The 12,246-nt window shown below is 63.4% G+C and carries 11 protein-coding genes; 6 read left to right on the forward strand and 5 right to left on the reverse strand.

Annotated features, from left to right (window positions below):
* Window positions 1–146: 146 nt before the first annotated feature.
* From A9D15_RS11730 to gyrB, 3 genes are all read right to left on the reverse strand, one after another.
* Window positions 147–569 carry a hypothetical protein gene (locus A9D15_RS11730; protein ID WP_156521761.1) on the reverse strand — a complete coding sequence of 141 codons (423 nt, stop codon included), beginning with the start codon at window positions 567–569 and terminating at the stop codon, window positions 147–149.
* A gap of 6 nt (window positions 570–575) precedes the next feature.
* Window positions 576–728: a hypothetical protein gene (locus A9D15_RS16600; protein ID WP_156521762.1), complete on the reverse strand. Its 153-nt coding sequence runs from the start codon at window positions 726–728 to the stop codon at window positions 576–578.
* A 276-nt stretch (window positions 729–1,004) separates the two neighbouring features.
* Entirely contained in the window at window positions 1,005–3,518 is a 2,514-nt protein-coding gene (gene gyrB, locus A9D15_RS11735; protein WP_066766063.1) for a DNA topoisomerase (ATP-hydrolyzing) subunit B, read from the reverse strand.
* Window positions 3,519–3,629: 111 nt separating this feature from the next.
* Here gyrB and A9D15_RS11740 point away from each other — a divergent pair, with 111 nt between their 5' ends.
* Both A9D15_RS11740 and A9D15_RS11745 read left to right on the forward strand, forming a co-directional pair.
* The gene (locus tag A9D15_RS11740) at window positions 3,630–5,054 is read left to right on the forward strand and encodes a M20/M25/M40 family metallo-hydrolase (RefSeq protein ID WP_066765234.1); all 1,425 of its coding nucleotides are present in this window, start codon (window positions 3,630–3,632) and stop codon (window positions 5,052–5,054) included.
* Window positions 5,055–5,118: 64 nt separating this feature from the next.
* Window positions 5,119–5,826, forward strand: coding sequence for a ZIP family metal transporter (locus A9D15_RS11745; protein WP_066765235.1), 708 nt, complete (start codon window positions 5,119–5,121; stop codon window positions 5,824–5,826).
* Here the strand turns inward: A9D15_RS11745 and A9D15_RS16780 are convergent.
* Window positions 5,823–6,206, reverse strand: coding sequence for a serine O-acetyltransferase (locus A9D15_RS16780; RefSeq protein ID WP_172807524.1), 384 nt, complete (start codon window positions 6,204–6,206; stop codon window positions 5,823–5,825). The genes A9D15_RS11745 and A9D15_RS16780 overlap by 4 nt on opposite strands.
* A gap of 145 nt (window positions 6,207–6,351) precedes the next feature.
* Window positions 6,352–7,548, reverse strand: coding sequence for a glycosyltransferase family 4 protein (locus A9D15_RS11755; protein WP_066765241.1), 1,197 nt, complete (start codon window positions 7,546–7,548; stop codon window positions 6,352–6,354).
* Window positions 7,549–8,183: 635 nt separating this feature from the next.
* On the opposite strand from A9D15_RS11755, the gene A9D15_RS11760 reads away from it, so the two are divergent.
* The 4 genes from A9D15_RS11760 (at window position 8,184) to A9D15_RS16605 (ending at window position 12,193) form a co-directional block, all read left to right on the forward strand.
* A complete protein-coding gene (locus A9D15_RS11760; protein ID WP_066765244.1) occupies window positions 8,184–8,858 on the forward strand; it encodes a hypothetical protein in 675 nt (224 codons plus the stop codon).
* On the forward strand, window positions 8,848–9,561 hold the full coding sequence (locus A9D15_RS11765) for a polysaccharide biosynthesis/export family protein (RefSeq protein ID WP_082924445.1): 714 nt from the start codon (window positions 8,848–8,850) through the stop codon (window positions 9,559–9,561). The genes A9D15_RS11760 and A9D15_RS11765 overlap by 11 nt, the downstream gene beginning before the upstream one ends.
* A 2-nt stretch (window positions 9,562–9,563) precedes the next feature.
* Window positions 9,564–11,729 (forward strand): GumC family protein, encoded by a 2,166-nt coding sequence (locus A9D15_RS11770; RefSeq protein ID WP_066765248.1) that lies wholly within the window; start codon window positions 9,564–9,566, stop codon window positions 11,727–11,729.
* A 302-nt stretch (window positions 11,730–12,031) separates the two neighbouring features.
* Window positions 12,032–12,193, forward strand: coding sequence for a hypothetical protein (locus tag A9D15_RS16605; RefSeq protein WP_156521765.1), 162 nt, complete (start codon window positions 12,032–12,034; stop codon window positions 12,191–12,193).
* Window positions 12,194–12,246 lie beyond the last annotated feature (53 nt).

The raw sequence follows: 12,246 nt of genomic DNA on the forward strand, positions 1-12,246 counted from the left end.
GCGTGAACTGTGCCACGTCGTCGTTCCCGGACAGTCTTCTAGGACCACGGCGCATCGGTCCATAGCCACAAAGAACAGTGCCGCCCGCTTTCCGCCTTTGAGAAGCGAAAGACGGGCGGCATCGTTTGCCGTCAATCAGGGGACGATCAGAAGGAAGCGCGAACTTCCAGGCCCCGGGTGCGGGGTTCGTTGATCATGCCGGTCAGGTTGTCGAAGTCGATGCCCGAAACGAACACGATCACGTCGGTGAAGTTACGCACGAAGCCGGCGATTTCCCAGCCGGCATCAGCGTGGGGGCGGGGCGCGCGGCAGCTCGCCCTGATGCCATAGCCGACAGCATGGTCGGCGTTGATCAGGCAGGCCGAAGTCGACGTGCGGCCCACCGCGGTCAGCTGAAGATCGTCGGTACGCCACCAATAGCCGGCGAGGTCGGGGCGCAGCCTGCGATCGAGCAGCGCGGTCTTGATGCCGCCTTCTGCCGAGATCGTGGCCTGTTCCTTCGCGACCGTCGGGACGGAGAAGAAGTTCACCCTGTCCTGGATCGCAGGGCCTAAATAACCGGTCGCCACGCGGGCTTAGACGTTGGTGTCGGCGGTGACTTCGTAAGTCGCACTAGCGTGCCAAGAAATGTTGTCGCCCTTGGCCGTATTGGTCAGCGGCAGGGTGACGGCGGGAAGCTGCGCGACGCCGCTGATCCGGTCGGTCTTTTTGTCGTCCGAATAGAGCACGCCTTCACGCAGGATCGGGCGATCGGTAGCCGAAACCTCGCCGGCGGCGAAGATGCCGAAGTTGCGGTTGTCGTTCCGGTGCAGGACGTAGGACGCGGGTCATGGATGCCGCGGCAAAGTTGGTTCCGCAAAGCGGACCGCGGCTTGATTAAGGGGGCGAATATTCTCCCCGGGGGAGCCCCTGATCAAAGTGTCAGGCGCGTTACCCGGGGATCGCGTGTCGTTTTGGCTGCAACTGTTGCTGCATTGCAGCGCGATCGCGCCGCAGGGCAGCGATCAGATGTCGAGATTGGCGACGTTGAGCGCGTTTTGCTGGATGAAATCGCGGCGCGGTTCGACGACGTCGCCCATCAGGCGGGTAAAGATCTCGTCGGTCACGTCGGCGTCCTCAACCTTCACCTGCAGCAAGGCGCGATTCTCGGGGTCGAGAGTCGTTTCCCAGAGCTGCTCGGCGTTCATTTCGCCAAGACCCTTGTAGCGCTGGATCGACAGGCCCTTGCGGCCCGTGGCCAGGACCTGTTCCAGAAGCTGCGTTGGACGCCAGATCGCCGCGACCTTGGTAAGGGCTACGTTCTCTTCGCCTTCCTCTGCATCAGCCGCGCTGGCGCGGACGAGCCGGGCGCCGTCGGCATAGGCGTCGGCCTGTTCGGCTGCGACCTTGTGCAGCTTGCGGGCTTCGGCGCTGTCGAGGAACTTGTTCTCGATCAAGTGATAGTCGGTGACCCCGCGCCACAGGCGCGAGATGCCGTAGCCTTCATCGGTGACCGACGCGGTCCACTTCGCCTCGGGATCGCCGCGCTGCATGGTTGCAGCCGTGTGCGCCAGCGCCGCCTCGCGCCCTGCGGCGTCGAGATCGGGGTCAAGCGCACCGGCAAGGGCCAGCGCCTCGACAACGGCAGAATCGTAGCGGTTGGGCGCGAACGCCAGCGTGTTCTTGAAGCGGCGGGCCTGTTCGACCAGCGCGGCAAGATCCTCGCCGCTGCGCGCACCGCCGCCGGTTTCCAGAACCTTGTTCGCAAGGCCGCCCTCGATCAGATAACGGTCGAGCGCGTCGTTGTCCTTGAGATAGACCTCGGACCGGCCCTTCGCGACCTTATAGAGCGGGGGCTGTGCGATATAGAGGTGTCCGGCCTTGATGATGTCGGGCATCTGGCGGTGGAAGAAAGTCAGCAGCAAGGTGCGGATATGCGCGCCGTCGACGTCTGCGTCGGTCATGATGACGATCTTGTGATAGCGCAGCTTTTCGAGATTAAACTCGTCACGAAGACCCGTGCCCATCGCCTGGATCAGCGTGCCGACTTCCTTCGACCCGATGATGCGGTCGAAACGGGCGCGTTCGACGTTCAGGATCTTGCCCTTCAGCGGCAGGATCGCCTGATAGTGGCGGTCACGGCCCTGCTTGGCGGAGCCACCTGCGGAATCACCCTCGACCAGGAAGATTTCGGACTTGGACGGATCGCGTTCCTGGCAATCGGCAAGCTTGCCCGGAAGGCTGGCGATGTCCATCGCGCCCTTGCGACGGGTCAGTTCGCGGGCCCGGCGCGCGGCTTCGCGGGCGGCGGCGGCGTCGATGATCTTCTGGACGATCGCCTTCGCATTGGCCGGATTTTCCTCAAGCCATTCGCTCATCTTGTCGCTCATCAGGCTTTCGAGCGGCTGGCGCACTTCGGAAGAGACCAGCTTGTCCTTGGTCTGCGATCCGAACTTGGGGTCCGGAAGCTTGACCGAAACGATCGCGGTCAGGCCTTCGCGCATGTCCTCGCCCGCAAGCGAGACCTTTTCCTTCTTCAGAAGGCCGGAGCGTTCGGCATAACCGTTCAGAGTACGGGTCAGCGCCGCGCGGAAGGCCGCAAGATGGGTTCCGCCGTCACGCTGCGGGATGTTGTTGGTGAAGCACAGGACGTTCTCGTAGTAGGAATCGTTCCATTCCAGCGCGACGTCTATGCCGATGCCGTCCCTGTCCGCGCTGATCGCCACGGGTTCGGGCACCAGCGGCTGCTTGTTGCGGTCCAGATACTTCACGAAGGCTGCGATGCCGCCTTCATAAAACAGGTCGTGTTCCTTCACCTCTTCGTGACGAAGATCGCGCAGGATGATGCGGACGCCTGAATTGAGGAACGCGAGTTCGCGGTAACGATGTTCCAGCTTCTCGAAGTCGTATTCGGTGACGTTCTTGAAGGTGTCGTTGCTGGCCAGGAAGCGCACGCGCGTTCCCTTGCGCGGTTCGCCGTCTTCGTTGAGCGGCGCGTCGCCCTTCACGATCAGCGGGGCGACCGCGTCGCCATGCTCGAACCGCATCCAGTGTTCCTTGCCGTCGCGCCAGATGGTCAGTTCCAGCCATTCCGACAGCGCGTTGACGACCGAGACGCCCACGCCGTGGAGGCCGCCAGACACCTTGTAGGCGTTGTCGTCGCTCGTATTCTCGAACTTGCCGCCGGCGTGGAGCTGGGTCATGATGACCTCTGCTGCGGAAACGCCTTCTTCCTTGTGGATGTCGGTCGGGATGCCGCGACCGTTGTCGTCGACCGATACCGAGTTGTCAGGGTGCAGTTCGATCAGGACGCGGTCGCAGTGGCCGGCCAGCGCCTCGTCGATCGCGTTGTCCGAGACTTCGAAGACCATGTGGTGCAGGCCCGAGCCGTCGTCGGTATCGCCGATGTACATGCCGGGACGCTTGCGCACGGCGTCGAGGCCCTTGAGGACCTTGATGCTTTCCGCGCCGTAGCCGTTCTTCTTTTCGGGCGGCTGGTTTTCGGGAAGGGGCCCTGTGTTCTCGGTATTGTCTGCCATGACCATCATATAGGCACGAAGGGCCGGATTCGGAAGGCTTTCACCCCCCTTCCATCCACAGTCTGATCATGCTTCAAACAGCGCCATGCAACGTCTGTTGGAGCATCGATCTTGATCCGAAAAAGCCTTCCCGCACTGGCACTTGCCTTCTCCTTCGCTGCAGCGTCGGCACAGGCGGCGGAACGCAGTGCCGACGAACTGGCCTTTCGCGAACTTTATAAGGAGCTGGTGGAGACGAATACGACGCTGTCTTCAGGTAGCTGCACGATTGCGTCGCAGCAGATCGCGGACCGGCTGACAGGCGCGGGGATGGCGAGTGAAAACGTGCAGGTCATGGTCCATCCGGACCATCCGAAGGAAGGCAATCTCTTTGCTGTCATCCCGGGTTCCGACGCTTCACTCGAACCAGTCCTGCTGCTTGCGCACATCGACGTGGTGGAGGCCAAGCGCGAGGACTGGGTGCGCGATCCGTTTACGCTGCATGAGGAAGACGGCTTTTTCTGGGCGCGCGGGTCTTCGGACGACAAGTCGATGGCTGCGATCTGGGCCGACATGTTCGTCAACTTTACGAAGGATGGCTATGCCCCATCGCGCACGATCAAGATGGCGCTGACGTGCGGGGAAGAGACTGACACCGCCTTCAACGGCGCGAACTGGCTGGCGAGAGAGCATCGCGACCTTGTCGACGCGGCCTTCGTCATCAACGAGGGCGGATCGGGGCGCACCGACGGGACGGTGGATGCGGACGGCGTGGGCAATGTCGTCGTGCAGAACGTGCAGGTGGGAGAGAAACTCTACCAGGACTATCGCCTGACGGTGACCAATCCGGGTGGCCACAGTTCTCAGCCCAAGCGCGACAACGCGATCTACCAGATGGCCGCCGCGCTGCAGAAGATCGGCGCACACACCTTTCCGGCGGAGCTGAATGACACGACGCGCGCCTATTTCTCGGGCGTGGGCGCAACGCGCGACGACTCGATCGGCAAAGCGATGCTGGCAGTCGTGGCCGACCCGACCAATGCCGACGCCATCGAGGTTCTCGACGAGGACAAAATGTACCGTTCGATGTTGCGCACCAGCTGCGTGGCGACAATGATCGACGGCGGGCACGCAGTTAACGCGTTGCCCCAGTCGGTCACCGCCAACGTCAATTGCCGCATCTTTCCTGGTCACACGCCGGCGGGGATCATGGAGGAGCTGACCGCGATCATGGACGAACCGGCGGTCTCCATCGCCATGGCGCGCGATGACAAGCCCATCGCCAAGGCACCACCGCTAGACCGCCGAGTGCTGGACCCGATGCGGGCCGTGATCGCGAAATACTACCCCGGCGTCCCGCTGATCCCGACAATGTCGACCGGCGCGACCGACGGTCTCTATTTCTCGGCAGTGGGCATTCCGGCCTATGGTTTCAGTGGGCTCTATTTCGATCCGGAGGGCAACGGCGCGCACGGGCTGGACGAGCATATTTCGGTCGATGCGCTCTATCGCGGGCGCAAAGTTCTGACCGACCTCGTCCACGCCTACGCGGACTGACGCAGGCTTTGCGGAACGCTCCTTGCGAATTGCCCGTTTAGGGCGGGGAGCAAGGAGTTTTCGCATGGGCCTGACACTCGCGGTCGTTGCCATAGTATCGGGCGCGCTGATCGTCGGCGCGCTCTGGGGCGTTTATGGCAAGCTCAACGGCCGGGTCGAAGGCTTCATCGTGGCATTGGCGGGCGGGGCGTTGCTGCTCAGCCTCGTCACCGAACTGATAGAGCCGACGATCGAGAAAAGCACCACGACGACCGCGGTTCTGGGCGTTGCCGTCGGGGCGGTGCTATTCACGGTGATCGACTACCTGATCGACGAGAAATGGGGCAGCAACAGCGGCGGCGGATTGCTGGCCGCGGTCACCACCGACGGTATCCCCGAAAACCTCGCGCTGGGCGTCGCGCTGATCGGGGCGGGGCCAAAGGAAGTCGCAGCGCTCGGCGCATCGATCCTGCTGTCGAACCTGCCAGAGGCGGCAAGCGGGGCGCGTTCGATGCGAGAGAACCAGAAGATGGGTAAGGGCAAGGTCGTCGCCGTCTGGGCCGGAACCGCGCTGATTCTCTCGCTCGCCGCGATCATGGGCAATGTCGTTTTCGCCTCACTCAACGAGGATTTGCTCGGCTTCGTGCGATGCATTGCGGCAGGCGCGGTTGTCGCCAGCCTTGCGACCGAGGTGTTTCCCAAGGCCTACAAGGAAGATTCCACTTTCGCCGGTATCGCGACTGCGCTTGGCCTGTTGTTCGCGCTGATGCTCGGGCAGATGAGCGGTGGCTAACCCCTGATAGTGGCAGGGTTGCCGATGGCAAGTCCGCCGTCGGGCACGTCGTCCAGCACCAGCGCATTAGCTGCGATCCTTGCGTCTACACCTATGGCGACGGAGCCCAGAACGACCGCCCCTGCGCCGATCATCGCCCCGTTACTGACCGTGGGAACATCGCCTCGCGATGGATCGCGCCGTCCCAGTGTGACGTTCTGAAGCACGGTGACGTTTTCGCGAACAACGCAGCCATTGCCGATCACGATGCCGAAGGGATGCGGCATATAGAGCCCGCCGCCGATCCGCGCCTCGGCCCCGATTTCGCTCGACCACGTCATTTCGAGGAGAAACAGCCCCAGCCGGAAAAGCGGTCCGCCGACCAACGGCCAAGTCCGCATTGCCCGCGCAACCCGATGGGCGAAGACGAAAAGAAAGCCGGGGCGCAGCAACAGGCAACGTAATGCAAAGCCCCAGCCCGGCTTTCTGCTTGCGTGCCGAGCCCAGATTGCGACGTCCATCGCCACCAGCCGCGAGAAACATGCCTCAGGCATCGCAAAACTCGGCAATCGCGTCGCGATACGCCTCGCGATATTCGGCAACGAGCCGCCCCGTGCCGAACTTTTCGACGATCGCCATATCCGGTGCCACACGGGCTGGTCTTTCACGAATGCTTGCGGCCAACAATTCGCCGAGCCGCTGCGTATCGCGGCGAGGATAGACAGTCGCGCCGGCATGGAGCGCGGCCACTTCGGGCGCGCCGCCTGCATCGGAGACGAACACCGGCAGGCCGTGCGCAATCGCCTCGATCAGCACGCGGGGCATCGGTTCGGGCCAGATCGAGGGAATGACGACAAGGTCGACTTCCTCATAGAACCGGTCCGCCGCGACAAAGCCGGACCACATAATCGGAAGCCCTGCATGGCGCGCCTTCAGGGCGTTCACATAGCCGCCGTCGCCCTTGCCGCCGATCGTTAGTGTCCAGCCCGACGCGGGCAGCGAACGGCAGGCCTCGAGCAGTTCCTCGATCCCTTTTTCCGGCTTCACCGCGCCGAGGAAACCGATGCGTAAAGTTGGCGACGAAGCCTCACCCGCGTCGGCCGATGCTGCGGAAATGCCGGGTACCGCGCTGAAGATCGTGCGAGCAGGCGTTTTGCCGAACAGGCCTTCCGCCCGGTGGCGCGTCACCATGTATTCGCTGTTGCCGACCACGATCTGCACATCTCTGGCAGCCTTCATGCGCGGTCCGGTGAGGACGCGGCAGGACAGGCATCGCGCTTTACAATCCTTACCCGATCGAAACAGGCTGGCCCGCGCGCAGAGCAGGCTGAAATCACGCAGCGTGTGGATGACTGGAATGCACAAATCGCGGGCGATCGGGATCACGCCCGATCCGAAGCCGGTGAGATTGTTGGTGTGCAGGACGTCGGGCCGCAGATCCTGCAGCAATTTGCGGACATCTGCTGTTACCGCCGCCATACCGCGGTCCTTCGCCTGCCAGCCGATGCGCCCGGCAAGGCCCGGCCGATCGTCGGCGAAAGGCCAGTACAGGTTCCCGTGGGGCAGTCGGTGCACCGTCACGCCGGTCACGACCTCGATCGAAGCCGCTTTGATATCGTCCAGCGCGATGACGTGAACTTCGTCGCCTGTCGCGGCCAGGGCCTCGGCCAGGACAGCGACGCTGCGCTCTGCCCCGCCCACGTTTGTCGGTGGGTACAGCGTGTTGACGATGGCGACCCTCATGCCTCGATGAATGCGCGAAGCGGTGGGTAAGGTCACCCCCCAAAGTGCCGGATCTGCTCAGTTTCTGCTCCGATGCGGACCGGACTTCTACGTATAACTCCGCATCGGTTCGAATAGTCACTTCCTGCGATGTGCGAAGTCTGACAGTCCATTTGGCAAGGGCCGCCTTGTGGGCGGAAGTGGGAGTTATCTGGCAATGCGTAAGATCGTAATCCTCTCTGGGCTCGTGGGCGCAGGAATGGCCGTGCCGGCGCTTTCGTCCGGCAAGCCCGACGCCGGCAATGTACCGGCGAGGCCGGAGTGTAAGTAGCCACGCGTGATCGATCTCGCGCCGATGCTGCCCGATCGCGCGCAGAACGGCATCGGCAAGGCCGTTGACGCGATCGACAAGGGCAGACCCGACAGCAACGGGTGATCCTTCGCCCCAGCCCATGGGCGGGAGCTTCCAAAACAGACACGGACAAGGCCCGGCGGATTGCCCGCCCGGGAACGACGGGGTTCGCGCAGTCGAAAAGGAGTTTGCGGTGTTACGTGCAGGGCAGGCATCGATGGAGCGAGTGGCGAGCGGCCCCGTCGCAAAGGTGTTGACGCTTCGCTCTGCTCGCGTGTCCTCGCTTCACGCCCCAAGCGCGCCGATGTTTTGCCTTGTTGCCCTTGCGGTTCTGTTCGGAGGCGGCGTTTCGCCCGCTCCTGCGGCCGAGATCGTCGTCATTGTGGTGGCAATCACCTTCGCGGCGCTGGGGGTGATCTTCTCTCCAGGTCGCGATCTCCGGATCGGGCCCGTCCACTGGGCAATCGCGATTTTACTGCCTGCGTTGGCAGTACTTCAGCTGCTGCCTTTACCCCTCGCGTTTCGGCAGACCTTGCCCCCCGGAAGTCAACTTGCGGCTGTTCTCCAGGCTGGCGGTTCCGGCTGGCCAGATGCGATGCGCCTTGCCGTGATGGCTTTCCCGTGGGGAACGGGCCTTGGCACCTTCGAACAACCCTTTCCGCTGGTGGAAAGCCTTACGGCAGTCGACGCCACCCACGCGAACCGTGCCCATTCCGATTGGCTGGAATTCCTGGTCGAAGCGGGCGTCTTTGCCGTTGTTGCCACCGGCTGGATCGCCACTCGCATCGTCAAACATATGACAATATTGATTAAATCCCGTCTGGCTCGTGGAGATCTGTTCGTTTTTGCCGTGCTGGCGATTGTCGGTCTCCATGCGCTTGTCGATTATCCGTTTCGATCGCTTTCGCTCGCGGTGGTCTCGGCCACGGCGCTCGTGCTGATGCTCTCTGCGGAGAGGGGGGTCGCAAATGAGGAATAAGGTCGTTCCGGCGCGGTTTCGTGCTGTCGTTCTTTTTGCCGTGGGCTGTGCGGGGCTTTCGGGCTGCCAGTCCTATCCTGATGAAAGCCTGGCCCGCGGGGCGGAAGCCTACCGTTCGCTTCAGGCGACGGCGCGGCCTGCGGATGCGGTCTATCGCATCGGGCCGTTCGACCGGCTTTCGATCGCGGTCTATGGCGAACCTTCACTCAGCTTTGCCGAGCTTCCCGTCGATGCGGAAGGGCGCTTCGATTACCCGCTGATCGGCACGGTCGAGGCGGCGGGCCTGACCACCAGCGAACTGACCCGCCAGATCAAGGCGCGGCTGGACGAGGGTCTTTACAACGATGCCCGCGTCACGATTTTCGTGAAGGGATCGGCCAGCCAGTACGTCACCGTCGAAGGGGCAGTGAACGAGCCGGGCCGGTTCGAACTGCCGCAGGGCCGCGCGACGCTGCTGGAAATGATCGCGCAAGCGAAAAGCCCCAGCCGCACGGCAAAGCTGGACCAGGTAATGGTATTTCGCATGCAGGACGGTCAGCGCATGGGCGCGGTATTCAATCTCGTCGACATCCGCACCGGCGCGGCGGAAGATCCGCCCTTGCGCGGCGGCGACATGGTCGTCGTGAATACTTCGGCCGTGAAAGGCGCCTTCCGCGATTTCCTGCTGACCGCCCCGTTCTTCAACACGTTCCGGGTGTTCTGACCATGAACACGATGGCAAATTTCGCATCGAACGCGGTAGAAAGCGAAGCGCAGCACGGCGACCGTATTGACGGCGCGCGCGTGATCGACCTTCAGCGTCTATGGGGCGCGGTCTGGCACAACCGTATCCTCATCGCCGCGATCGTCGCCGGATGTGTGCTGGCGGGTCTTGCCGCCACACTGATGCTGACGCCGCTATATACCGCGACAGCCAGCCTTCAGATCGACCAGGAATCGCGCAAGATCATGGGCGAGGAAGATGGCTCAGGCGAAGCATACCGCGATGCCGACCGCTTCCTGCAGACTCATGTCGATGTCCTGACCAGCCGCCGCATGGCGGAGCGCGTGGCGCAGGAACTGGACATTTTCGACAATCCTCAGATCTTCTTCACGAAGATGCATGTCGCTGGGGCCGACGAGGATCAGGCCGTGACCGCGCGGGGCAGGCGCGACCTTGTCTTACAGACGATAGAGGACAACGTCGAAGTTACTCTGCCTGCCGGTTCGCGCGTCGTGCGGATCGCGTTCACCAGCCCCGATGCCGACTTCGCGGCGCAGATGGCAAATGCCTATGCCGAAAGCTACGCGCGCTACAACGTGGACAGGCGTCTGGAGGCAACCATTTATGCGCGCGATTTCCTGGGCCGCCAGATGGCTGATGCGCGGGACCGGCTGGAAAGTGCCGAACGGGAGGCGAACGACTATGCCCGGTCTGTCGGACTGGTGCGTAACGTTGGCGGCGGGGACGAGGCTTCGCTGACCGACTTCGATTTAACCAGCTACAACACCGCGCTGGCCGATGCGCGGAACGAGAGGATCGCAGCGCAAAGCAAATGGCAACTTGTGGCCGCTGCGGACGCGGGCGCCATTGCCGAGGCGATCGAGAACCGTGCAATGCAGGACCTCGTCGCCAGCCGCGCGCAAGTCCAGGCGACGCTCGAGGCCGAACTTGCCGACAAGCAGGCGGGGCACCCGGCCGTTGCTCCCTTGCGCCAGCGCGTGCGCGAATACGATGCGCAGATTGCGAAGCTGGCCGAAGATATCCGTTCGTCGATCCGCGATTCCTATCGCATGGCCGCAGCGCGGGAGCGGGAGCTGCAGGGCCGGGTCAATATGCTGAAAGGCGCAACCCAGCGCGAGCGTGACGACGCGGTCCAGTTCAACACCCTGATGCGCGAGGTCGATACCAGCCGCCAGCTTTATGACGGACTTCTGGCCCGCTTCCGCCAGACAAGCGCGGAAGCGAATATCACGTCAAACAACGTGCAGCAGATCGACCGCGCGTTGCCGCCGGTAAAGCCTTCGTCGCCGCGAGTTTTGCTCAATCTTGCGCTGGCGGCGGTTACCGGCTTCCTGATCGCGGGCGTCGTCGTGTTCCTTCGCGAACAGGGACGGCATGCGATCCGCACGCCCGGAGAGATCGAGGACCGGCTCGGCCTGCGCCTGCTGGGGATCACACCCAAAGTTGCTCGCGGGGGGATGATCGAGGGTCTCGAACAGCCCGGAGAGCCGCTGCACGAGGCGTTGGTCTCGCTTCGCACTGCGCTGCAGTTCGCGCTGCCTTCGGGTGGGTCACAGCGTCTGCTTGTGACTTCGGCCGAACCGGGGGAGGGCAAGTCGTCGACCGCATACGGGATCGCGCGGGCCTTTGCCGAGGGCGGACGGCGCACGATCCTGGTCGACTGCGACCTGCGGCGTCCGGCCCTGCACGACATGCTGGGCCTTGCGGCAGAACCCGGCCTTTCCGGTGTACTGGCATCGGGCGCGTTGTCCTCTGCCATCACCGCGGGACCGGTGACAAACCTCAGCGTTCTGCCAAGCGGCGCGGTACCCGCCGTACCGACCGACCTGCTCGGATCTGCCGCTTTTGCCCAGCTGATGCGAAAGTTCGGACAGGACTTCGATGTCGTTGTTCTCGACGGTCCGCCGGTGCTCGGCCTTGCCGATGTGCCGGTGCTGGCCAGCGGCAAGGACGTGGCGACGCTCTTTGTGGTGGAGGCCGGCCGCACCGACATCGACGCTGCGCGCAATGCGTTGTCCCGACTGTCCGCAAGCAAGGCGCAGATCGTGGGCGGCGTCATGGCGAAGTTCGACTTCGCGCAGGCGCGTCGTCTGGGTCTGGGCCGACAATACGGGGCCGGGCAGACCTACTACCGCTATGGCGGCTAAGCACGGGTGGCGGATTGGCGCTCGCCTGTTCGCGTTCGCGGGGCTGACGAATCTCGCCGCGCTTACCTGAGTGGAAGGGGCGGATTGGCCTGCCGATTGCGGATGCCGGATGGCTTGGCGCGAATGGACTGCGAGGAGAGACGCAGTCGGCTCTCAGGGACGGGCGCGATGCCCGAAGGCTTGCAACCTCGCTGATCGCTGCCGCTTCGCTCAGACGGGGTAACCTGACGCTCGCTATCCTCGCCGAACCGAGTGCGGACACGATCGGCGCGTCAAGACAGCGGGGCTGGCGCGAACCTTATTTGCAGGCATGGTCGCTGCAACTGGCGCTGGCCGAGGGCAGGGCCGAAGGTGCAGCGGACCGGATGGAGGCGCTGCTGCCAGAGGCTGCGATCACGATCGGTGCACAGTGCGCTTCAGGATCGGACTGGATCGCGACCAGCCCGATCGGTTGGGCGGGCTAGTTGCGCTGGCGCGAGCTTGAAGTCGCCGGGGGCTGTAGCTGCCTTCAATTGAG

It is taken from the genome of Croceicoccus pelagius (assembly GCF_001661915.1).
Lineage (GTDB): Bacteria > Pseudomonadota > Alphaproteobacteria > Sphingomonadales > Sphingomonadaceae > Croceicoccus > Croceicoccus pelagius.